22 protein-coding genes are annotated in these 22,326 nt (G+C 65.1%); 8 read left to right on the top strand and 14 right to left on the bottom strand.

From position 1 onward, the window contains the following. Positions 1-14 precede the first annotated feature (14 nt). Positions 15-1,340, bottom strand: coding sequence for a ParB/Srx family N-terminal domain-containing protein (locus HG262_RS11335; protein WP_169271113.1), 1,326 nt, complete (start codon positions 1,338-1,340; stop codon positions 15-17). A 146-nt stretch (positions 1,341-1,486) separates the two neighbouring features. On the opposite strand from HG262_RS11335, the gene HG262_RS11330 reads away from it, so the two are divergent. Next, positions 1,487-2,161, top strand: a complete 675-nt coding sequence (locus HG262_RS11330; RefSeq protein WP_169271112.1) for an ankyrin repeat domain-containing protein — start codon at positions 1,487-1,489, stop codon at positions 2,159-2,161. On the opposite strand, the gene HG262_RS11325 is transcribed toward HG262_RS11330, so the two are convergent. After that, positions 2,128-3,312: a multidrug effflux MFS transporter gene (locus HG262_RS11325; protein ID WP_169271111.1), complete on the bottom strand. Its 1,185-nt coding sequence runs from the start codon at positions 3,310-3,312 to the stop codon at positions 2,128-2,130. The two genes, HG262_RS11330 and HG262_RS11325, sit on opposite strands and share 34 nt — an antisense overlap. Positions 3,313-3,395: 83 nt before the next feature. Between HG262_RS11325 and HG262_RS11320 the strand changes: the two genes are divergently transcribed. Further along, positions 3,396-4,163: a helix-turn-helix transcriptional regulator gene (locus HG262_RS11320; protein WP_169271110.1), complete on the top strand. Its 768-nt coding sequence runs from the start codon at positions 3,396-3,398 to the stop codon at positions 4,161-4,163. A gap of 83 nt (positions 4,164-4,246) precedes the next feature. Here the strand turns inward: HG262_RS11320 and HG262_RS11315 are convergent, their stop codons facing one another. Further along, the gene (locus HG262_RS11315) at positions 4,247-5,356 is read right to left on the bottom strand and encodes a porin (protein WP_169271109.1); all 1,110 of its coding nucleotides are present in this window, start codon (positions 5,354-5,356) and stop codon (positions 4,247-4,249) included. Positions 5,357-5,664: 308 nt separating this feature from the next. On the opposite strand from HG262_RS11315, the gene HG262_RS11310 reads away from it, so the two are divergent. The 3 genes from HG262_RS11310 to HG262_RS11300 all read left to right on the top strand — a co-directional run bounded on the left by HG262_RS11310 (position 5,665) and on the right by HG262_RS11300 (position 8,958). After that, positions 5,665-6,318 (top strand): NUDIX domain-containing protein, encoded by a 654-nt coding sequence (locus HG262_RS11310; RefSeq protein ID WP_169271108.1) that lies wholly within the window; start codon positions 5,665-5,667, stop codon positions 6,316-6,318. Between the two features lie 96 nt (positions 6,319-6,414). Beyond that, a complete protein-coding gene (gene prs / locus HG262_RS11305; RefSeq protein ID WP_169271107.1) occupies positions 6,415-7,248 on the top strand; it encodes a ribose-phosphate diphosphokinase in 834 nt (277 codons plus the stop codon). A 15-nt stretch (positions 7,249-7,263) separates the two neighbouring features. Continuing rightward, on the top strand, positions 7,264-8,958 hold the full coding sequence (locus HG262_RS11300) for a nicotinate phosphoribosyltransferase (protein ID WP_169271106.1): 1,695 nt from the start codon (positions 7,264-7,266) through the stop codon (positions 8,956-8,958). 92 nt (positions 8,959-9,050) lie between these two features. On the opposite strand, the gene HG262_RS11295 is transcribed toward HG262_RS11300, so the two are convergent. The 5 genes from HG262_RS11295 to cyoA form a co-directional block, all read right to left on the bottom strand. After that, the gene (locus tag HG262_RS11295) at positions 9,051-9,830 is read right to left on the bottom strand and encodes an SURF1 family protein (protein WP_169271105.1); all 780 of its coding nucleotides are present in this window, start codon (positions 9,828-9,830) and stop codon (positions 9,051-9,053) included. After that, positions 9,830-10,246 (bottom strand): cytochrome o ubiquinol oxidase subunit IV, encoded by a 417-nt coding sequence (cyoD, locus tag HG262_RS11290; protein WP_169271104.1) that lies wholly within the window; start codon positions 10,244-10,246, stop codon positions 9,830-9,832. The genes HG262_RS11295 and cyoD overlap by 1 nt, the downstream gene beginning before the upstream one ends. Then, positions 10,243-10,884, bottom strand: coding sequence for a cytochrome o ubiquinol oxidase subunit III (gene cyoC / locus HG262_RS11285; RefSeq protein ID WP_006226498.1), 642 nt, complete (start codon positions 10,882-10,884; stop codon positions 10,243-10,245). Before cyoC ends, cyoD begins: the two co-directional genes overlap by 4 nt. Next, positions 10,877-12,880: a cytochrome o ubiquinol oxidase subunit I gene (gene cyoB / locus HG262_RS11280; protein ID WP_169271103.1), complete on the bottom strand. Its 2,004-nt coding sequence runs from the start codon at positions 12,878-12,880 to the stop codon at positions 10,877-10,879. Before cyoB ends, cyoC begins: the two co-directional genes overlap by 8 nt. Before the next feature lie 81 nt (positions 12,881-12,961). Beyond that, positions 12,962-14,005, bottom strand: coding sequence for a ubiquinol oxidase subunit II (gene cyoA, locus HG262_RS11275; RefSeq protein ID WP_169271102.1), 1,044 nt, complete (start codon positions 14,003-14,005; stop codon positions 12,962-12,964). Between the two features lie 132 nt (positions 14,006-14,137). Here cyoA and HG262_RS11270 point away from each other — a divergent pair, with 132 nt between their 5' ends. After that, complete coding sequence (locus HG262_RS11270) at positions 14,138-15,472, top strand: MFS transporter (protein WP_169271101.1); 1,335 nt, start codon at positions 14,138-14,140, stop codon at positions 15,470-15,472. Positions 15,473-15,508: 36 nt separating this feature from the next. Here HG262_RS11270 and HG262_RS11265 read toward each other — a convergent pair whose 3' ends face one another. The 3 genes from HG262_RS11265 to HG262_RS11255 are packed head-to-tail and all read right to left on the bottom strand — an operon-like array spanning position 15,509 to position 18,499. Next, a complete protein-coding gene (locus HG262_RS11265) occupies positions 15,509-16,552 on the bottom strand; it encodes a histone deacetylase family protein (protein WP_169271100.1) in 1,044 nt (347 codons plus the stop codon). A gap of 54 nt (positions 16,553-16,606) precedes the next feature. Beyond that, positions 16,607-17,194 carry a YdcF family protein gene (locus HG262_RS11260; RefSeq protein ID WP_169271099.1) on the bottom strand — a complete coding sequence of 196 codons (588 nt, stop codon included), beginning with the start codon at positions 17,192-17,194 and terminating at the stop codon, positions 16,607-16,609. Between the two features lie 27 nt (positions 17,195-17,221). After that, on the bottom strand, positions 17,222-18,499 hold the full coding sequence (locus HG262_RS11255) for a DUF4141 domain-containing protein (protein ID WP_248293332.1): 1,278 nt from the start codon (positions 18,497-18,499) through the stop codon (positions 17,222-17,224). A gap of 156 nt (positions 18,500-18,655) precedes the next feature. Here HG262_RS11255 and HG262_RS11250 point away from each other — a divergent pair, with 156 nt between their 5' ends. Beyond that, entirely contained in the window at positions 18,656-19,057 is a 402-nt protein-coding gene (locus HG262_RS11250; RefSeq protein ID WP_169271098.1) for a hypothetical protein, read from the top strand. On the opposite strand, the gene HG262_RS11245 is transcribed toward HG262_RS11250, so the two are convergent. From HG262_RS11245 to HG262_RS11235, 3 genes are all read right to left on the bottom strand, one after another. After that, positions 19,058-19,675 carry a hypothetical protein gene (locus HG262_RS11245; protein WP_169271097.1) on the bottom strand — a complete coding sequence of 206 codons (618 nt, stop codon included), beginning with the start codon at positions 19,673-19,675 and terminating at the stop codon, positions 19,058-19,060. 51 nt (positions 19,676-19,726) lie between these two features. Beyond that, the gene (locus HG262_RS11240) at positions 19,727-20,128 is read right to left on the bottom strand and encodes a hypothetical protein (protein ID WP_169271096.1); all 402 of its coding nucleotides are present in this window, start codon (positions 20,126-20,128) and stop codon (positions 19,727-19,729) included. 82 nt (positions 20,129-20,210) lie between these two features. Next, a complete protein-coding gene (locus HG262_RS11235; RefSeq protein ID WP_169271095.1) occupies positions 20,211-21,104 on the bottom strand; it encodes a LysR family transcriptional regulator in 894 nt (297 codons plus the stop codon). Between the two features lie 105 nt (positions 21,105-21,209). Between HG262_RS11235 and HG262_RS11230 the strand changes: the two genes are divergently transcribed. Continuing rightward, a complete protein-coding gene (locus HG262_RS11230; protein ID WP_169271094.1) occupies positions 21,210-22,196 on the top strand; it encodes a TerC family protein in 987 nt (328 codons plus the stop codon). The last annotated feature ends 130 nt before the right edge of the window (positions 22,197-22,326 follow it).

Here is a 22,326-nt window from a genome sequence, read left to right as displayed (position 1 = left end):
GGCAGCGATCTCTCTTACCAGCCCCAGCAGGTGCCTGCCGCGGGCTTGCCGCAAGCGCGGTAGTTGACGGCGAACCACAGCTTGCCGGCGTTGCGCGGGGTGTTGTCGCTCTTGACGTCGTTGCGGGTCAGTTCGTCCAGCGTGTCGCGCGAGCCCTTGATGGAAACACCGGCTGCGACGTTCGCGACCAGCGGAATCCCGCCAAGGCTGGCCGCCGTACGATCGTCGAACACGATGTCGGTGGCGGCCAGCGCACCCATCTTCAAGGACGCGTCCCGCACGGCGGCGGCGTAGCTGTCGTTCGCGCCGCCGGGCGCCAGCGCTGCATTGAACGAGCTGCCCGCCAGAATCTGCGCAGGCGTGGCGGGCGCCTGCATCTTGTACTGGTCAAGCGCGGGCAACTGGCCCGCCGCGGCCTGGCGGCGCAGCCAGTCGCCCCACAGGAATTCCGCGAATTCCGGCAGGCTGCCGTTCTTGTAGGCCACGTCGCGGGTGTAATAGACCAGCGAGCGGTAGCGGTCCTCCTGCATGCCACCAGCCTCGTCGGCGTTGGCCATGCCCAGGCGGGTGGGCAACTGGTCCACGGTGATGGGCTGGTTCTGGCCGTCGCGCAACCAGGCGCGACGCTCGTCGACCATGCGTTGCCAGAATGCGGCGGCGGTGGGCAGGTCGCTGTAGTTGGCGTCGACCTTCACCCAGACCGGCAGCTTGGGGCCGCCGTCGAAGATCGTGCGCAAGGACGAGAACGTGTGGTGGCCGTCGGTCAGGTACAGGTTGCCGTCCCAGCCGACGACCACGGTCTTCAGGTTTTCAGTATGCGTGCCCGGTGCGTCCTTGCAGGCGAAGGTGGCGGGCTGGTCCAGCCGCGCGGCGCGGGCCGCGGCAATGTCCGCGAACTTCTGCGCGCGTTCGGCGCCGCCTATGTCTTCGCAGTAGTCGTCGAATTTTTTGCCGACAGTACGGTCCAGATAGTCCAGCTGCAAGGCCGCATCAGCCGCCCAGGTAGACCGATTGAAGTCGCCTTGCCAGCGTCCCAGCTTGTAGTAGATCTGGTCGTAGCCGATGGCGGCTTGAGTGGGGTTCAGCTCTTCGATACGGACCTGGATGACGTCGCCGGCCTTGGCCTTCAGATAGGCGGTGTTGCGCGTGGGCGTTTCGACTTCCGGCGTCGGGTCGACGACCACGGGCGGGGGCGCGACGACGGGCGTGTCGTCGTCATCGTCGCCATCGCTGCCGCCATTGCAGGCGGCCAGGGCCAGCGGCAGCAAGGCCACGGCCAGCAGGCGCAGGAGGGGGCGGTGGGGAAGGGCGGGGCGCGAGGGGAAAGGGGTCTGTGTCATTGGCCGGCAGAGGCTGCGATCGAAAAGTGCCCGATGATGACTGGCTCGTATGTCCCGTGTATTGCACTGCCGGCGGATAAGGGAAATTCCCAATGCCGGTGGCTTTGTCCATAATCCAGTTTGGATTCACGAGAAGGATACCGGCAATGGCGATTATCAAATTCTGGCGGGCTTGTTTCGTCGCATTTCTGGGTGCGGTGGGCGCGGGCGCTGCGGCGGCGGAAGCGCCGGCCGCGCAACTGCTGTCGGCCGCTGCGCAAGGCGAGACGGCGCGCGTGCGCGAACTGCTGGCACGCGGCGCGCCGTTGGAAGCGCGGGATGCGCAGGGCAATACGCCCTTGCTGCGCGCGACCCAAGGCAACCATCTAGCGGCCGCGCGCGTCTTGATCGAAGCGGGCGCCGACGTGAACGCGCAGAACCAGATGCAGGACAGCGCGTATCTGCTGGCGGGCGCGCAGGGCTATCGCGACATCCTGGACCTGACGCTGCGCCATGGCGCAGACCTGAAAAGCACCAACCGTTACGGCGGCACCGCGTTGATCCCGGCGTGCGAACGGGGCCATGTGGAAGTGGTGAAGACGCTGCTGCAAGCGGGCGTAGACCCCAATCACGTGAACCGGCTGGGCTGGACAGGCTTGCTGGAAGCCATCATCCTGAGCGACGGCGGCCCGAGCCACCAGGCGATCGTCGCGTTGCTGATCGCCGGTGGCGCGGACGTGAACCTGGCCGACGCCGATGGCCGCACGCCGCTCGCGCATGCCCGCCAACGCGGGCAGCGCGAAACGGTTCAATTGCTGGAACGTGCCGGCGCGCGCGGTTGATCGCGCCGGTGTGTGTGCAGCAGAAGGGCGCAGACAACGAGCCAGGTGCCCGACAGCGGCAAGGCGGAATGAAAGGGCAGCCACGAACTGGCCGCCAGGCCTGTGCCCAGCATGGCGTAGTAGGCAAGGCCGAACAAGGCGCCCGCCCGGCCCAGGCTATGGCCGTACTGCCTTAGTGCGGGGCCGAGCAGATTCGGAATCGCCAGCCCGTAGCCAGCGAAGATCGGCAGCGCCGCAATCGCCCACATCGGCCCGGGCTGCGGGTTCACCAAGACGATGGCGCCTTGCGCCAGCACACCGGCCAGGATGCACCGTAATCCGTAGCGCACCCGTTGCGCGGGGGCGGCTTGCGCCGGCAGGCGCCGGTTGCTGGCGGCACCCAGGCAGCCGGCGGCGGCCACGGCCAGGCCGACCCAGCCGAATCCCAGGCCGGACAGAGGGCCGGTCATGAATGGGCCGGCGGAGTAGAAAGAGAACACCAGGAAGTTCAGGCCCGCGACCAGCACGGCGGCGCGCCGCAACGGGGCGTCCGCCAGCATGCGATGGGCAAGGGCCCGCAGCGGCACGGCAGCCGTGGCGGCGCCGCGCGTTTCAGGCAGTTGCCGGCCGCTCTGGGCCAGCAGCAGGAAAATGACCAGTGCAATGGCCAGCAGTACACCCTGGTAGCCCAGGCGATCCGAGACCAGTTGGCCGACCAGCGGCCCGACGGCGGGGGACCATGCCAGCACCGCGCCCAAGGTCACGAAATAGCGTGTCAAGGTGTCGCCCGAGAGGCGGTCGCGCAACAATGTCTGCGTCGTGACGGAACAGGTCGCCAGTCCTGCCGCCTGGATAAAACGGCCAAGCAGCAAGCCTTCGAAGCTGGGCGCGATCAGCGCACACAGGGTTCCGGCCAGGCCCGTCGCCAGGCCGGCGAGCAAGGCGGGGCGGCGGCCCCAGGCATCCGCAAGATGCCCCCATAGCAGGACGCCCAGCGCGAAACCCAGGAAGAAGATCCCCATGACGGATTGCGCTGCGCCGGCGTCCAGCCGCCAATGCCGCGCCAAGTCCGGCAGGGCCGGGGCAAGAATGGTCTCGGCGATCTGCGGCAGCGCCAGCAGGGCAAGGATCAGGCCGCGTGGCGGCAGGCCGTCTCGGGAAGGGTGTTTCATGGGTCCGTGAAAAAGGGCCTAGCGTACCCATTCCGAAAACAGCAAAATCACGATGTTTCGCCATAAAACATCGCATATCCGACATGCCGCATTACTCGCCTGAATCCGTGCTGGATCCCGATAGCGCCAGTTGTCCCATCGTGGGGCTGGCGATCGATACCCGCGCCCACGCCTCGGACTGGCATGCGCACCGCCGCACCCAATTGCTTTATCAGGCGGAAGGCGGCGTCACGCTGTTCCTGTCGGACCGCGTGGGGCAACTGGCGCCGCTGCAGGCCGCATGGCTGCCCGCCGGCTGCACGCACCGTACGGCCATGCATGGCAAGTTTGCCTACCGCAGCCTGTATTTCGACGTGCAGGCTTATCCGGGATTGCCGGCCGAACCGCTGATCCTGGACGTCAACCCGTTGTTGCGAGCGTTGATCCTGCGCGTGACGGACTGGTCGGCCGACGCCGTCCTGAGCTTGGCCCAGACGCGCATCGTGGAAACCTTGCTGGACGAACTGGCGGCCGCGCCTGCCGCCCCGATGCATCTGCCCATGCCGCGGGACCGGCGGCTTGCGCCCATTGCCAGCGAATTGCTGGCCAACCCGGCTTGCCCGCTATCCCTTGAGGATTGGGCTGGCCGCGTGGGGGCAAGCAGCCGCACCCTGGAACGGCTGTTCCAGGCGGAAACGGGGCTGTCTTTTGCCCGTTGGCGTACGCAATCCCGATTGCTGGCCGCCCGGGCGCGGTTGGCCGAAGGCATGTCGGTCACTGCGGTCGCGCACGCCGTCGGGTATGGCAGTGACAGCGCGTTCATCGCCATGTACCGCCGCATCTACGGCGAATCGCCAGGGCGAAAGAGATGATCCCCACGCCGAGCAAATGGCCCCGACGAAAAAAAACGCCGGCCCCGTAAAAGAGGCCGGCGTTTTTGGACGCGGTGCGAGGCTTAGAACTGGTGACGAATGCCCACGCCGGCGGCGGTGCTCTTCAGCCCGTCGATGAACGCGTAATCCGTGCCGTACGAACCGTAGGCGTACAGATTGGTGCGCTTGGACAGGTCGTAGGTATAGCCGACGCTGTAGACGTTCATGTTGGCGTCGCCGCCCGTCAACTTGTCGTTGGACGGCGCGACGTGCTGCCACGACGCGAACACGCTGCTGGCGCCGCCGACAGGCAGCGTCGCGCCCAGCATGTACGAGTTGGCCTTGAAGCCATTCACGAAGCGGTTGGTGCCGAATTCGTCGCTGAAGGGCGTGCCGGCCGGCAGGTCCTGGCCGACGAACCAGCCGTCGGTGGTGCGGCCGTAGGCGGCCGCCAGCTTCACGACTTCCAGGTCATACGACACACCCAGCGCGTACTGGCGCGGCGTGGCGTCGCTGTCGATGGTGGCGCTGCGGTTGGAACCGTTCAACTGGTCATACGTCAGCGCGACGTTCAGCGGGCCTTGCACATAGCGCAGGCCGGCAGTGATGCCGCGCGTGTTGTCGGCGGTGCGAAAGCCCGTCTGGTCAGCCGTCGTGTCGTCCGCGTTGAACGAGTAGCCGATGCCGAATTCAAAGCCGTTCACCGACGGGGTGCGGTACATGACCATGTTGTCCCAGCGCATGGTGTTGGCTGCGCTGAAACCCAGGCCCAGGTTGGATTGGGTGTAGCTGGTGTAGAAGGGGTCGATGTCGGCCAGGTAGTTCGAGCCGATCGTGGCTTGGCGGCCGAAATCCAGCTGGCCCCAGGCGTCGTTGGCCAGGCCGATGGTGGCTTGGCGGCCGAACAGGCGGCCGGATTGCCCGCGCTGGCCGTTGGCGGAATCAAAACCGCTTTCCAGCTTGAAGACGGCGCGCAGGCCATCGCCCAGATCTTCGGATCCGCGCAGGCCCCAGCGGGAGCCGGCCTGGATGCCGTTAATCATGCCGAGCTTGCTACCACTGTAGCCGTCGCCTTTGATCTTGTTGTAGCCGATGCCGGTGTCGATGACACCATAGAGGGTGACTGACGGTTCTGCCTGCGCGATGCCTGTAAAAGCGGTCAGCATCGCAGCGGCGAGCAGCGTCTTTTTCATCCGGGGATCTCCTGGGGTACGGGTTGGAAAGGGTGGGAAAAAACAAAGGGAACAGCACGCTCGGCATAGCGCCCAGCGGGTGTTCCCAGACCGCAGTGTAAAACATCTGCGTTATTTTCTGCCTATTGCATCGAATTTTCCGGCTATTTCGTCTAATTCCGGGGGGCATGACGAAAGGCGCGCGCCTGGATTATGTCGCCCAGTACCGCCCGCTTCGATGCCTTGTTTGGCCGCGCGGCATTTGACGGTTCGGCGCCATAGTGGCATCTTGCCCCGAAGCCCTGCCTACGTTACTTACGGAACCTCTCGTGGACTATCCACTGCCGCTTGTCACCGTCGATGCCGTCCTGCTCACCTTGCGGGCAGGCGTCCTGGAAATCGCCCTGCACCCGCGCGACCGCGCGCCCTTCAAAGACGCCATGGCGTTGCCGGGCGGGGTGGTGCATGTGGACGAAGACGCCAGCACAGACGCCGCCGTGCGCCGCGTGCTGCGGGACAAGACCGGGTTCGAGCCGCGCTATCTTGAACAACTACAGGTGTTTTCCGGGCCGGGCCGGGATCCGCGCAAGTGGTCGCTGTCGGTGTCTTATGTGGCGCTGGTGCCGGCGGCCGAACTGGAGGCCGCGACCCAGGCCGGGTTCCGCTTCGTCAGCGTGGACGCGCTGCCTCCCCTGGCGTTCGACCACGCGGACATTGTGGCGGCGGCCGTGGCCCGCTTGCGCGGCAAGTCCAGCTATTCGACCTTGCCGTTCTTTCTGCTGCCGGAACGCTTCACGCTGACCGAGCTGCAACACACCTACGAAGCCATCCTGCAAACCCGGCTGGAGAAATCGAATTTCCGCCGGAAGATGGAAGCCTGGGGGGTGCTGGAAGCCACCGAGGCGTACGCGGTGGGCGCCCAGCGTCCCGCTCGTTTGTACCGCCTGAAGGACTTTGCCTTGTTCGACCGCAGCGTCGGCTAAGGGGCAGGCCGTCCTTGAATTCACATAGTTGCAAATCAACAATAAGTGGGCTTATACTGGCCCCACTTAGTTTTAAAGTGCCACTAAGGGCTGATCATGTTCACCATCACTGCAGTAGTAGAAGGACAACGCCAGAGCGATATGCCGGCCGCGTTCGTGTTCCCCGGGGGCGAAAGCCAGGTCACGGTGCCTGCGGGGTTGCAGGCCCACGCTGACGCGGCCAGCGAGTTCCGGATCCACGCTCTGTTGAAGTCGGCCGACGACGTCATGCAGCTGCTGATGCTGACGGACGCACTGCGCCGCCTGAACCCTGCCGTGCCGGTGCACTTGGACATGCCTTACGTGCCTTATGCGCGGCAGGACCGGGTGTGCAACCCGGGCGAGGCACTGGGGGCCGCCGTGTTCTGCAAGCTGATCAACGATCAGCAGTACGCCACGGTGACGGTTGTCGAACCCCACAGCGACGTGACGCCTGCGCTGCTGCAACGCGTCCGCGTCGTCGATGCCACCGCCTTCCTGGCGCGCGTGCTGGCCGCATCGGCCTTTGCCCAGGGCGTGACGCTGATGGCGCCGGACGCCGGCGCCCGAAAGCGCGTGCAGGCCCTGGCCAAGAAGCTGGGCGTGGCCGACGTGCGGTTCGCTGAAAAGGTGCGCGACCCGCAAACCGGGCGCATCACCGAAACCCGCGTGCCCGGCGACATCCCTGCGCAACCGGTGCTGGTGGTGGACGACATCTGCGACGGCGGCCGCACCTTTCTGGAGCTGGCGGCCGCCTTGCGCGACACGACCCGGCAGCCGCTCTACCTGTATGTCACGCACGGCATCTTCAGCAAGGGCTTAAGCGAGCTGAACGCCCGCTACGCCGGCATCTTCACCGCTTACGACTGGACCGGCACCGAAGGCGCTGGCGCCCCGGTGCTTGTCAACTAAGAAGGAAACCCAGCTATGAACACCCGCGACGACCTGACCGTCAAGAATGGCATCAACCCCTTTCTGCAAGCCGACTTCTACAAGACGGGCCACCCGTTCCAGTATCCCAAAGGCACCAACAAGATTCTGGCCAACTTCACGCCGCGTTCCGCCCGGCTGGCCCCGGTGCTGCCCGAACTGTTCGACGGCAAGATCGTCTGGTTCGGCCTGCAAGGCTTCATCAAGGAAATCCTGATAGACCTGTTCGACCGCGAATTCTTCGGCAAGCCGGCAGGCGTGGCCGTGCGCCAGTACCAACGCCGCGTGGACAACGCGCTGGGCAAGGGCGCGGTCACCGTGGACCACTTGCAGGCGCTGTATGAACTGGGCTATCTGCCGTTGGAGATCCGTTCGGTGCCCGAGGGCGCACGCGTGGATATCCGCGTGCCGCCGGTGACCTTCGTCAATACGCATCCGGCATTCGCATGGCTGGTGACCTATATCGAGACGTTGTTCAGCTGCGAGTCCTGGAAAGCGTCGACGGTTGCGACCATCGCCTTCGAATACCGCAAGCTGTTGACCTACTTCGCCCGCTTGACGGGCAGCCCGATGGACTTCGTGAACTGGCAGGGGCACGACTTCTCGATGCGCGGCATGGCCGGTTTGCACGACGCCCGCAAATGCGGCGCGGGGCACCTGCTGTCGTTCACCGGCACCGACACGATCCCGGCCATCGACTACCTGGAGGACCTTTACGGCGCCGACTCCGACCGCGAGTTGATCGGCGGCTCGGTTCCGGCGACCGAGCACTCGGTCATGTGCCTGGGCAGCAAGGAAGGCGAGATCGTGACCATCCGCCGCCTGGTCACGCAGGTCTACCCCGCAGGCATCGTGTCGGTGGTCTCGGACACTTGGGACTTCTGGCAGGTGGTGACGGACTTCGCCGCCGCCTTGAAGCCCGAGATCCTGGCGCGCCAACCCGACGCCTTCGGCAATGCCAAGGTCGTGTTCCGCCCCGATTCGGGCGATCCCGTGAAGATCCTGACCGGGTACTTCTGCACGGACGTGGAAACGGTGGAGGACGCCGCGGCATTGGCCAACGCTGGCCGCGACGGTTTTGAGGCCGTGCGCGACGTGGCCACGGGCGCCTACTGGCTGCTGGACGAAAACGCGCGCGCCAGCCAGGCGCTGCGCGACGCGGAAGTCAAGGGCGCGGTGCAGTGCCTGTGGGACATCTTCGGCGGCGTGGTGACGGACCGTGGATACAAGCTGCTGGACCCGCACGTGGGCCTGATCTATGGCGATTCCATCACGCTGGCCCGCGGCCGCGACATTCTGGTTCGGCTGGAAAAGAAGGGCTTCGCCTCCGGCAACGTCGTGCTGGGCATCGGGTCCTATACCTATCAGTACCTGACGCGCGACACCTTCGGATGGGCGTTGAAGGCGACGTATGCCGAAGTCGACGGCGAGCCCCAAGAACTGGTGAAGGATCCGGTCACGGATTCGGGCGTGAAGCGCTCGGCCAAAGGCCTGTTGCGCGTGGATGAAACGGCGACGGGCTATGTGCTGCATGACCAGCAGACACCTGAGCAGGCCGAAGGCGGCGCGCTGGTGCCGGTGTTCCGCGACGGCAGCCTGCTGGTCGAGCAGAGCCTGGCCCAGATCCGGGATCGGCTGCAAGGATCGTGGGTGTGCCCGGCGCCGGGCAGCATTGATTGGACGGGACGCTGAATGCTCGGCCTGGCCGGGTGATGCCGCGCCAGGACCATTCCACGACGCGGCCGTAAAAAAAGCTCCCGAGGGAGCTTTTTTCGTACAGGGCTTCAGGCCTTGCCGCGCGCCTTTTTTTCTTCGCGCACGAAGATCACCACGCCCACCACGATCATCAGCGCCAGCGCATACCAGGTGATGGCGTAGACCAGGTGGTTGTTCGGGAAGGTCAGCACCGTCAGGCCGCCGACGGGCGCTTTCGCGGGATCCCGGCTGGGGCTGGACGCCGCGTCGGCATCGATGAAGTAGGGCGCCACGTCGGTCAGGCCACGCGCCGTGGCGATGGCCGGCAGGTCGCGCGAATACCAGAGGTTGGCCGCTGGATCGTTGTTGCGCAGGAAACCGCTGCCGGGTTCGCCCATGCGCAGCAGGCCCGTGACGCTGCCTTCGGCCGGGGGCTGGGCGGCGTTGGCCGCGCTTTTGCGCCATTCCGGCAGCACGAAGCCGCGGTTGACCAGCACCGTGTCGCCGTCGGCCAACTGCAGCGGCGTCATGACCCAGTAGCCGCTGCCCAGTTCGGTGGCGGCTTGCACCAGCGTCTGGCGGTCGTGCTGGTACGTGCCCGAAGCGGCCACGTGGCGGTATTCGGCATTGTTGAACGACAAGGCTCGCCAATCGTGCTTGCCCGGTGCCGGCGTGGTGGGCGCATGGGCGCGCTGATTAACCTGCGCGATCAGGTCGCGCTTCCAGGCCAGGCGGTGCACCTGCCAGGTGCCCAGTGCGCATAGGCCCGCGAACAGCGCGACAGCAACCACCCCCAGGATGACCAGGGTGGTTTTGCTGCGCGGATTACGGGGGGTGTCGCCGGTATGAGTGTCTTTTACTGCTGCCATCAGGGCATATTCCGCATGTCGTGTGTGGACATGGGCATCATATTGGAGTTCAAGTGATACATGATCCAGATTGACCCGCTGAGCGTGATTACGACCAGCACCAGCGTGAATATTAACGCCAACATGTTCCACCCGCTTTCAGACTTGGCGTCCATGTGCAGGAAGTACACGATATGCACCACGATCTGCACGACGGCGAAAGCCAGGATCACCAGGGCGGTCGTGCGCGAATTGGCGAAGACCCGGTCCATTACCAGCCAGAACGGAATGGCGGTCAAGATGGCCGCCAGGACAAAGCCCGTGAAGTAGCTCTTGAGCGTGCCGTGGCCGGCGCCGTCATCATCGTCGTGGTGGTCGTGGCCGCCGCCGTGGCCGCCATGCCCGTGATCAGCCAGGTTTTCCATGTGCGAGCTCATGGCAGCACTCCCATCAGGTACACGAAGGTGAACACGCCCACCCAGATCAGGTCCAGGAAGTGCCAGAACATCGACAGGCACATCAGGCGGCGCCGGTTTTCAGGGATCAGGCCGTGCATCTGCACCTGGATCATCATCGTCACCAGCCAGACGATGCCGAACGTGACGTGCAGGCCGTGCGTGCCGACCAGCGTGAAGAACGATGACAGGAAGGCGCTGCGCTGCGGGCCCGCGCCCTGGTGGATCAGGTGCGCGAACTCGTACAGTTCCAGCGACAGGAAGCCCAGGCCGAGAATGCCGGTGACCGCCAGCCACAACTGGGTGGCGCCAATGCGGTTGCGCCGCATCTCCAGCATCGCAAAGCCGTAGGTGATGGACGACAGCAGCAGCAGGGACGTGTTCACCGCCACCAGCGGCAAGTCGAACAGGTCTGCCCCGGACGGACCCGCGGCGTAGTTGCGGCCCAGTACGCCGTAGGTCGCGAACAGGCAGGCGAAGATGAGGCAGTCGCTCATCAGGTAGACCCAGAACCCCAGCAGGGTGCCGTTCTTGGGATGGTGTTCGCCCGCGACGTAGAACACGGGCTCCGGGGGCGGCGTGGTGCCGCCGGGCAGGGTGGGGGCCAAGGTATCAGACATGTTTCGCCAACAGTCGTGTGCGGGTCTCTTCTTCGCGCACGACCTCGTCGGCCGGCACGTAGTAGTCGCGCTTGTAGTTGAAGGTATGGACGATGGACACCAGGATCAGCGCCGCGAACGACAGCACCGCCAGCGGCCACATGTGCCAGATCAGCGCAAAGCCCATCACCACGCTGATCGCTGCCAACACGATGCCGGCCCACGTGTTCTTCGGCATGTGGATGGGGATGAAGCCCTGTTGGGGCCGTTGGTAGCCGTGCTGCTTCATCTGCCACCAGGCGTCCAGGTCATGCACGCGCGGCGTGAACGCGAAGTTGTAGTTGGGCGGGGGCGACGACGTGGACCATTCCAGCGTGCGGCCGCCCCAGGGATCGCCCGTGTTGTCGCGCAATTGGTCGCGACGGCGATAGCTGACCACCAGCTGGATGATGAAGCTGGCGATGCCGCAGGCGATCAGCAGCGCGCCGAAGGCCGCCACCTGGAACCAGATCTGCAGCGACATGTCTTCGAAGTGGTTCACGCGGCGCGTCACGCCCATCAACCCCAGCACGTACAGCGGCATGAACGCCACGTAGAAGCCCACCAGCCAGAACCAGAACGAGCACTTGCCCCAGAACGGGTCGAGCTTGTAGCCGAACGCCTTGGGGAACCAATACGTGATGCCGGCCATCAGCCCGAACAGCACGCCGCCGATGATGACGTTGTGGAAGTGCGCGATCAGGAACAGGCTGTTGTGCAGGGCGAAGTCGGCGGGGGGCACGGCCAGCAGCACGCCGGTCATGCCGCCGATCACGAACGTGACCATGAAACCCATCGTCCACAGCATCGGCACTTCGAAGCGGATGCGGCCGCGGTACATCGTGAACAGCCAGTTGAAGATCTTGGCGCCGGTCGGGATCGAGATGATCATCGTCGTGATCCCGAAGAACGAGTTCACGCTGGCCCCGGACCCCATGGTGAAGAAGTGGTGCAGCCAGACCAGGTACGACAGCACTGTGATCACGACGGTGGCGTACACCATGGACGCATAGCCGAACAGGCGCTTGCTGCAGAAGGTGGACACCACTTCCGAGAAGATGCCGAAGGCGGGCAGGATCAGGATGTAGACCTCGGGGTGGCCCCAGATCCAGATCAGGTTCACGTACATCATGGCGTTGCCGCCGAAATCCGCCGTGAAGAAGTTGGTGCCGACGTAGCGGTCCATGGACAGCAGGGCCAGCACGGCGGTCAGCACGGGGAAGGCGGCCACGATCAGCACGTTGGTGCACAGCGCGGTCCACGTGAAGATGGGCATGCGCATCATGGTCATGCCGGGCGCGCGCATCTTCACGATGGTGACCAGCAGATTGACGCCGGATAGCAGGGTTCCCACCCCCGCTATCTGCAAGGCCCAGATGTAGTAGTCGACCCCCACGTCCGGACTCTGCATGATCCCCGATAAGGGGGGATACGCCAGCCAGCCCGTGCGCGCGAACTCGCCGACGAACAGCGACATCATCACCAGCACGACGCCGCCCGTCGTCATCCAGAAACTGAAGTTGTTCAGGAAGGGGAAGGCCACGTCGCGTGCGCCGATCTGCAGCGGCACGATGTAGTTCATCAGCCCCGTGACCAGCGGCATGGCCACGAAGAAGATCATGATCACGCCATGCGCGGTGAAGATCTGGTCATAGTGGTGCGGCGGCAGGTAGCCGGTCGAGTCGCCGAATGCCACGGCCTGCTGCAAGCGCATCATGATGGCGTCGGCGAAACCCCGCAGCAGCATCACGATGCCCAGGATCACGTACATGATCCCGATCTTCTTGTGGTCGATGCTGGTAAACCATTCGTGCCACAAGTAGCCCCATTTCTTGTAGTACGTGATAGAGCCCAGCACGACGATGCCGCCGACCGCCACCATGAAGAAGGTGGCCAGCAGGATGGGTTCGTGAAAGGGGATGGCGTCCCAGGTCAGTCGACCGAAGATCAGCTTGATGAGGTCTGGTTGATCAGGCATCTCGATTCCAGCGTAAAGACCACAATTTCATGAAGCCCCTGCATCGGCCGGCCCGTGTCGCGACGGACTCGCGGCAAGCCGCTACAACACGAGCCCTTCGGTGGACGTGCACATGGCGCCTACATACTTGCGCGGCGGCGTGCCGGTCAGGCCCAGGCGTTCGCGCGTTTCCTTGTCCAGCGTGGTGACGTTGAGCGCGCCCGGGATGCCCATGCCGCCTTGCGAGTCGATGGCCATGGCGTCCTTCATGCACATGCGGTTGCCTTCGACGCAGCGATTCACGATGGCGTCGAACAGGCCTGGCGCGAAGGTGGCGTAGTGCTGCACCGGGTTGCGTTCGCTGGGCTGTTCAAGTTTCAGGTAGGTGTCGCGGCTGAGCTTGCCGGTGGACGCGCGGGCGTCGGCCACCCACTTGTCGAAGCCCTGCTGGTCCAGGCCATGGAACTTGAAGCGCATGCCCGAGAAGCCCGATCCGCTGTAGTTGGCGGACAGGCCTTCGTATTCGCCGGGGTGGTTGATCACCGCGTGCAGCGTCGTCTGCATGCCGGGCATGGCGTAGATCTGGCCCGCCAGCGCGGGCACGAAGAACGAATTCATCACCGTCGACGACGTGATCTTGAATTGGATGGGGCGGTCGACCGGGGCGGCCATTTCATTGACCGTGGCGATGCCTTGTTCGGGATAAAGGAACAGCCATTTCCAGTCCAGCGCCACGACTTCGACGACAAGCGGTTTGGTGCCCGCCGGGACCTCGCGGCCTTCGGACAGGCGCGCAAGCGGCCGGTAGGGATCGAGCTGGTGCGTGCTGACCCAGGTCAGCGCGCCCAGGGCAATGATGATGAGCAGGGGCGCTGCCCAGATCAGAAGCTCCAGCATCGTGGAGTGGTTCCATTCCGGGTCGTAGTGGGCCTCTTTGTTGCTGGCCCGATAGCGCCACGCGAACAGGAAGGTCAGGAAGATCACCGGCACGATGATCAGCAGCATCAAGCCGGTGGAGATGATGATCAGATTACGCTGTTGAAGCGCGACATCGCCTGATGGCGACAGCAGCACCGCATTGCATCCGGCGAGCAATGGCAGGGCGGCAATCAGGATCAATCCGCGGAGCCTTGTGAAGGACGGCATAGCCATACCTCGAAACGTAACCGTGGGAGGTAAACGCAACACTACGCTGGAAGCCGCGAAAAATCTAGGGTAAAAAGAACAAAAGTGTGCAGGGCAGTGGCGTATTTCGGACCTCCTACAGTGAGCAAACCCATGTCGACCACCTCGCAGTATCCCGGTCATGCCCCCGCTGTTCCCGGCCCGGGGCCAACGGCCGGCGGGGCCAGCCACGCCAAGGTGGCTCCGGGCGAAATCGCCGTCGGCGTGGTCGTGGGACGCGCCTCCGAATACTTCGATTTCTTCGTATTCGGCATTGCCTGCGTGCTGGTTTTTCCGAAGGTCTTCTTCCCCTTCGAACCACAGTTGGAAGGCACGCTCTGGGCCTTCGTCATCTTCTCCTTCGCGTTCATCATGCGTCCCATCGGCACGGCGTTGTCGATGGCGATCCAGCGGCGTTGGGGCCGCGCTACAAAGCTGACGGTCGCACTGTTCCTGCTGGGCACGGCCACGGTGGGCATGGCGTTCCTGCCCAGCTACAACACCATCGGCGCGCACGCCATCACGTTGCTGGCGGTGTTCCGGTGCCTGCAAGGGCTGGCGTTCGGCGGGTCATGGGACGGGCTGCCGTCGTTGCTGGCGCTGAATGCGCCGCCCAACCGCCGTGGCTGGTATTCGATGATGGGCCAGTTGGGCGCGCCGGTCGGCTTCATGGTGGCCAGCGCGCTGTTCCTGTACCTGCACGTCACGCTGACCCAGGCGGACTTTCTTGAGTGGGGCTGGCGCTATCCGTTCTTCGTCGCCTTCGCGATCAACGTGGTGGCGCTGTTCGCGCGGCTGCGCCTGGTGGTCACCGAGGAATACACGCAGTTGCTCGAAGAGGGAGAGCTTGAACCCATCAGCATCGCCGAGATGGTGCGCTCGCAAGGCTACAACCTGTTCATCGGCGCCTTCGCGGCGTTGGCCAGCTACGCGCTGTTCCACCTGGTCACGGTGTTTCCGTTGTCGTGGATCGCCGTCAGCGCCACGCAGCAGATCACGGACGTGCTGATCGTGCAGATCATCGGCGCGGTGATCGGCATCCTGGGCACGGTCATGTCGGGCTGGCTGGCCGATCGCATCGGCCGGCGCACCACATTGGGCTTGCTGGCCGTGCTGATCGCCGTGTTCGCATTGTTCACGCCGTGGCTGCTGGGCGGCGGGCCAATGGGACAGGACGCGTTCATCCTGGTGGGCTTCGCGCTGCTGGGCCTGTCGTATGGGCAGGCATCGGGCACGGTCACCGCCAACTTCACGCGCCGCTTCCGCTACACGGGCGCTGCCCTCACGTCCGACATGGCGTGGCTGATTGGCGCTGCTTTCGCGCCGCTGGTCGCGTTGGGTTTGTCGGCGCGCTTCGGGCTGGTGGCCGTCAGTGTGTATCTGCTGTCGGGCGCGGCATGCACCCTGGTGGCGCTGCGCATCAACAAGGTGCTGGAAACGCGCGACTGAGCATCGACGGCAGCCAGGTCGTGAGCGATGGCCGCGTCAGCGGCCGTAGCCTTCCAGTACGTTCGCCACATTGATGCCTACATCCGCCACGGCATAGCCGCCTTCCATCGTGAAGACGGCCGGCAGGCCCAGGCTGGCCAGCTTGCGGCCCACTTCAAGGTAGTCGACGCTTTTCAGCTTGAACTTGGAGATCGGGTCGCCTTCATAGGTATCCACGCCCAGCGCGATCACGATGGCGTCGGCCTTGAATGCCTGAATGGCGGACAGCCCCTGTTGCAGTGCTTGCGTCCAGGTGGCGAAGTCGGTGCCGGCGGGCAGCGGCAAGTTCAGGTTGGCGCCCAGGCCCGCGCCTTGGCCATGCTCGTCGGCATAGCCCAGGAAGAAGGGGTATTCGGTGGTGGGGTCGCCATGGATCGACACCGTCAGCACGTCGCCGCGTTCGTAGAAGATGCTTTGCGTGCCGTTGCCGTGGTGATAGTCCACGTCAAGGACCGCCACGCGTCCGGCTCCCGCATCGCGCAGCGCTTGCGCCGCCAGCGCGGCGTTGTTCAGGAAGCAGTAGCCGCCGAAGAAGTCGGCGCCGGCATGGTGGCCGGGCGGACGCGTCAACGCCATGGCGGCGCGCGGGCCGCCCGGGGTCGTGACGGCGCGTGCGGCGTCGATGGCGCAGGCCGCGCCGGCGGTGGCGGCTTCCCAGGTGCCGGCCGTGAGCGGGCAGCCGCTATCGAACGAGAACAGGCCGACGCGCGCGGCGAAATTGGTGGGCTCGATATCGTGGCGGAAGCCGCGCACGGGCCAGACCGAGGGCAGGATGTCGATGTCCGCGTTCGCCGGATCCAGCGCCACCCAGTCTTGCCAGGCGCTGGCCAGGAAGTCCACATAGCGTGGCGTGTGCACGCGCTTGATCAGGGCCAGGTCGGGCGCGGACGGGGCGAGCAGATCCCCGATGCCGCGTTGGCGCAACGCGTCCAGCACGTATTCCAGCCGCGCCGGCGTTTCGTGGCAGGGCACGAGCTTGCCGCGGAACATTTCCTGGCGGCCTGCATGCTTGTCATGGACGGGATTGTGGAAGATCTGCACGGCGTCGGGGTCCTTGGGTTGTTCAACGCATTCTGATTGACGGCAAGAGCGCCACTATAGCGGGCGGAACGCATACCACGCTACGGCGGGCAGCTCGCGAAAGACGGAGTACAGGTCGCGCCATTCGAAGAAGCGCGGATAGCCGCCGCTGACGTCCGGCACGCCCTGGCGCCGCAGGGCCAGAATCGTGCGCGGCACATGGAAATACTGGGTGACGGCCAGCGCGCGGGTATAGCCGTGTTCGTGCATATAGGCGCTGGCATGCCGCGCGGTGGACCAGGAGTCCACGCCCGCGCTGTCGGTCACGATGCGGTCGACGGGCACGCCGCGCGCCAGCAGGTAATCACGCATGATGGCGGCCTCGTCGGCGCCAGCGGAGTCCACGCCGCCACTGACGAACAGGATGCGGCATTGCGATGCGGCATAGCAATCGTGGGCGCGATCGAGGCGCGCGGCCAGCCGGGGCGATGGCCGTCCGTCGGCTTGCACGGTGTTGCCCAGCACGACCGCCACATCGGCGGGGCGGGCGCCGGTCAGCAGCCCCGTGGCCACCAATGCGGCGGCAGCGAGCAGCAGCGCAAAGAGCAGGAAGGCCAGGCGGCGGACGGGGCGGGATCGAACGGGGCGGGCTGGGGATTGCATGCGGGGGGTCTTTGAATGCGACTGCGCTTACTGCGGCGCGGGCGGCCGCTTCGGCAGCGGGTAGTCGAACCCGATTGCGTTCGAGACGATGGGCTGGGCGAGATTGCCCGGGTCGGTGACGACGGCGGCGGCTCGGTACTTGCCCGGCGCGAGCGCGGGCAGGAAGGGGACGCTGCCGTAGCCGTTGTCGTTCACCATGTAGGCCGGCTTGCCGTCTTCGTCCGGACGCCAGACCACGGCGTCGCGGGCAAAGCCCAGCGGGTTGGCCGGGTGCAGGGTGTCGCCCTCGCGCGAGTACAGCGGGTGCACAATGCGGTCGCCTTGCGCGTTGGTCAGCAACAGCCAGACGCGCGGCGCCTTCAATTGGACGGGCGCCTCGCCGCGGTTGGCTACGCTGAGGAGGAAGGTGCCGCCGTCCTCGCCGCTCCAGTCTGCCAGGGTGTCGGCGAGCTCCAGCTCCAGGCCGCCTTGTGGCGGATGCGCCGGCAGGTGATGCTTGTCCACGCGCAGATCGCCATAGCGCACCCATTTGAGGACGTTGCCCGCCGTCTTGCTCGCGTAGCGCACCTGCAGCCAATCTTGCGGGCGGATCGCCACCACGTCCAGGTGCTCGCCTTCGGCGGCGGTCATTGCCGGCCTGGCGTTCACGTCGGGCGTGTCGTAGAGGTCCAGCTTGCTGACCGGCACGGTGCCGTCTTCCAGCGGGGATCCTTCGCCTTCGATGTCGATGCGTGCCGTCGAGCCGTCTTCGCGGAAGTGGTAGGTTAGTTCGGCCGGCGCGTCGTCCAGGCCGAACAACGCCTGCGTGGACCACGACGTGGCGTGCACGGTGCCGTCGGGGCGCAGCACGTATTCTTCGGCGCCGTTGCTGGCGGCGCCGTAGCGGCAGCCCACGCTGATCCGCGCTTGCTTGTCGTCGAACACCGGATTGACGAAGGCCCGGCAGGGACTCGTCTTGTCGGGGTGCTGGATTTCCTGGAAGGCGCCGCTGGCGGGCCGGTACAGGAACAGGCGGGTGATGAGCTGCGTGCCGCCGCCGCTTTGCCCCAGCACCAGGTCGCGGTAGCCGTCGTGGTCAATGTCCACGGATGCCATCTGGTCGACTTCCTCGTCGTCGAAGCGGCCTAGTTGCTGCTCGGGTCCGTTGCCCACGCGCACGGTCACGCGCTGGGCGTCACCGCCGCTGATCTTCACTAAGCCCGACAGCCCGGCCTTGATGGGGTAGGGGTAGGCGCGCGGGGCGGCTTGCGCCTGTACGCCTTGCCCCTGCAACGTCAGTGCCGTTATCGCGCCCGCAAGCAGCATCCGTTTCACGCGCGTCTCCCAAGCGTCGAATCGAGTGGGGCAATATACCCCAGTAGATTGCGGGAAAACGAGTAGTGCGCGGCCGCGGGCGGCCCGTCATCCTGAGTAGAATTGCGGATGCGCATTGCGCGCGTTGCCGCCGTAGCGCCACCGTCCATGAACCTTCCGTTTCCCATCCGCCAAGAATGTCCGCCGGGCGCCTGCGTGTGCGACCGCGACAGGCTGCTGGCCGATCCGGCCGCGGACGTCCGCATCCTGCGATTGACGAAAGAAGAGGAAAAGCGGCTGGTGGCGCGGCTGGAGAACATCGCCAGCCTGGACGACCTGCGCGCCATGCAAGGGCGCATCCAGGCGCAGTTGGGCATCGTGATCCGCATCACGCCCAGCGACAACGAAGTGCGTACGTCGCGGGGCATTTCGATCCAGCTGGACGATGCGCCCGGCCTCTGCCGCAAGACGCGCACCGCGCTGCCCGCCGCGATCCGGCGCGGTTTCGACAGCAAGCCCGAGATCGTCTATGCGCTGCTGAACGAGCGCGATCTGCTGAGCGGCACCTGATCAGGATTTCTGGCCGGGGTCGCGGCAGGGCGCCAGGGGCACGACGGCCGACGGCGTGCGGCCAGCTTCGGGCCGCGTCGCGGGCTTTTTGCCGCTGCGCACGGGATAAGACAACAGAACAGCGCTACCGGCTTCCAGCCTGGGCGAGGTCGCGGAGCCATAGGCCACCGTCCAGCCGCGCACGGCCAGCGGCGCCAGCGTGTATTGCAGGGCGGAGCCGGGCGATACGTGCGCGACCTTGCCCGCGAACAGTTCCTGCTGGGGTGCTTCCACGCCGTCCACGGCCGTGTAGGTGACGATGCTGTCCAGCGCGGCCGATTCTTCGTAGCGCGCCAGGATGGCGGTCTTGTATTTGCCAGGGGGGATGTCGGCCAGGCTGACGGTCAGAGGCGCTGTGACCTGGCCGCCGCCATCCAGCCGGACGCCGGTGACGTCCACGCGCGTCAGCGGTGTCGTACCGGTATTGCGCACCCGCACGCTGTATTGCCCCGAGGTGCCCGTCACCGTGCAGACTTCCACGCCGGAGGGGCTGGGAGAGGCTTGTGCAGAGGCCGTGGCGCCTGGGCAGAGCAGGGCCGCCAGGGACAACATCAGGGCGGGGGCAGATCGGGTGGGCACGGCACGCTCCTTGAGGGAGGCAGCGTGCCGGGTGGCGCGTTGCCAGCCTTATTACACCACTTGGCGTCCCGGAGCCTCGGCCGCCTGCTGGCGTTTGCCCGCCAGCCAGCTCAGGATCAGCGCCACGACCAGCAGGCAGCCGATGATGAAGCCCCAGACAATCCAGCCCAGCACCGAAATCAGCGTGCCCAGGCTGCCGGCCACGGGCAGGATCTGGTTCAGGCCCTGGGCGGCCCAGACCAGGCCGCCTTGCAGCGACTGCAGCCAGGCAGGATCGACCCACCCGGCGGCCCAGGCGGGCGCGACCCATTGCGAGGTGTCCAGCGCGGCCCCGGGCACCTGTGCCGTGGCGATCGTCGCCAGGACCCAGTCGGTCAGTTGCAAGGTCAGCGCCACCAGCCCGGTCCAGAGTGCGGCAAGCACGGCAAAAGCGAGCCAGATGAATTTTTTCATTGCAGTGGTACTCCGATTTCAAAAGAACCGCCAGGATAGAGCCGATTCTATTTCTGAAAAACCAGCGATGATGTGACAAACATTAAGAAAAAACCGAAGTCTTGGCGTGTGCCAGCACCGCCTGGACCAGCGGGTGGTGCTGGCCGCGGCGGTTGCGGATGGCATGGATCTCTTCTTGCACATCGTCGCAGCGCGCCAGGGGGCGCAGGCCGCGCAGCAGCCCGATGTCGTCGCCGCCCAGCCGGCTGAGCGGGAAAACACCCAGGCCCCGGGCGGCAAACACCGACATCAGCGCGCTGTCTTCGAATTCGCCCACCACATTGGGGAACAACCCTTGTTCGCTGAACCAGCGGTCCAGCGTCTGGCGCAGCACGGAGTGGCCCGTCGGCAACAGGACGGGCAGGCGCTCCAGGCAATGGGGAAAGTCCAGCGTATCGGACTTGCGCACCAGCCGGGCGGGGCCGTACCAGTCCACGGGAGAGGACACCAGGCGGTCGCTGGTCAGCCGCAGGTTGGGGTTGGCGGGCGCGCCCTGGCCGGCCAGCACGAGGTCAAGGTGGTGCTGGGCCAATTCGCCAAGCAATTCCTCGACCTCGCCCTCGTGGCAGGTCAGGCGCAGGTCCGGGGTGTCCAGCACAGGGCCAAGCAGGGCGTGCGCAGCCAGCTTGGAGATGCCGTCGGACAAGCCCACGGACAGCCGGATGACGGGTTTGGTGGCGGCGGCGCGCACTTCCTGGGGCAGCATGTGGCCGATCTGGAAGATCTCTTCGGCCCGGGCGAACGCGGCCTTGCCGGCGTCGGTCAGTGTCACGCCGCGACCTGCGGGCTTGAGCAGCTGGTGGCCCAGGTTTTTCTCCAGCTCGCGCACTTGGGCGCTGATGGTCTGAATGGCCATGTCCAGCCGTTCGGCGGCGCGGGAAAAGCCGCCTTCCTTGGCGACCATCCAGAAATAGTACAGGTGACGGTAGTTCAGCATGGCGGGCTCACTTCGGTTTTTTCGAACCTTAACTCACTTTCAGGCTGATTTCTCCATTTGGTCGGGATCCGGATGATGGGCACCTTCGAACACAGCGGGGCATTCATGGACACTTTGATCACCTTCTTCATGGCCGATTTTCTGGGGACACCGACCTGGAGTTGGCTGCTATTCATCGGCATCGTCGTCAGCTTGCTGGTCTTCGACTTGGGCGTGCTGCACAAGGAAGACCGCGAGATTGGCGTACGTGAAAGCCTGTTGCTGTCGGCCGGCTATATCAGCGCCGCACTGCTGTTCGGCGGGTGGGTCTGGTGGCAATTGGGCGCTGCCAGCGGCATGGCCTACTACACCGGCTTCATGATCGAAAAGTCGCTGTCGATGGACAACGTCTTCGTGATCGCGCTGATTTTCAGTTTCTTCGCGATTCCGCGCCAATATCAACATCGCGTGCTGTTCTGGGGCATCCTGGGCGTGATCGTGCTGCGCGCCATCATGATCGGGCTGGGCGCCGCGCTGGTCAGTAATTTCGGTTGGCTGCTGTACTTGTTCGGCGCGTTCCTGGTGTTCACGGGTATCAAGATGTGGATGATCGCCGACCAGACGCCGGACATCGCCACCAATCCGATTCTGAAGTTCCTGAAGCGCCACATGCGTGTCACGGAAGGCTTGCGCGGCAATGCGTTCGTGGTGACCGAAAAGGATCCGGCCACGTCGAAGAAAGTGCGTTTCGCGACGCCGCTGCTGCTGGCCCTGGTGCTGATTGAATTCGTGGACCTGGTATTCGCGGTGGACTCTGTGCCGGCAATCTTCGCCATCACGACCGACCCGTTCATCGTCTACACCAGCAACATCTTCGCCATTCTGGGCCTGCGTGCGCTGTACTTCGCGCTGGCCGCGATGATCCACCGCTTTCATTATCTGAAGTACGCGTTGGCGCTGGTCCTGGTGTTCATCGGCACGAAGATCTTCCTGGTCGGCTTTATCGGCAAGGTGCCCGCCGCGATTTCGCTGGGCGTGACATTCAGCCTGATCCTGGGCGGCGTGCTGTTCTCGCTGTGGAAAACCCGGTCGGGCGAATTGAAGGCGCAGTAAAGGACGTTGGGGCGAGTGAAGGCGCAGTTGGCGCCGCCGCGTCATGGCAGTGGAAAACCCGCCGGCTGGTCCCGGCGGGTTTTTTTCATCCTGAATTAGTCATATCCAATGAATATGATTAGACAATTAT

Source organism: Achromobacter sp. Bel, from assembly GCF_012928505.1.
Taxonomy (GTDB): Bacteria; Pseudomonadota; Gammaproteobacteria; order Burkholderiales; family Burkholderiaceae_B; genus Achromobacter.
This window is presented reverse-complemented; position numbering and strand designations above follow the sequence as displayed.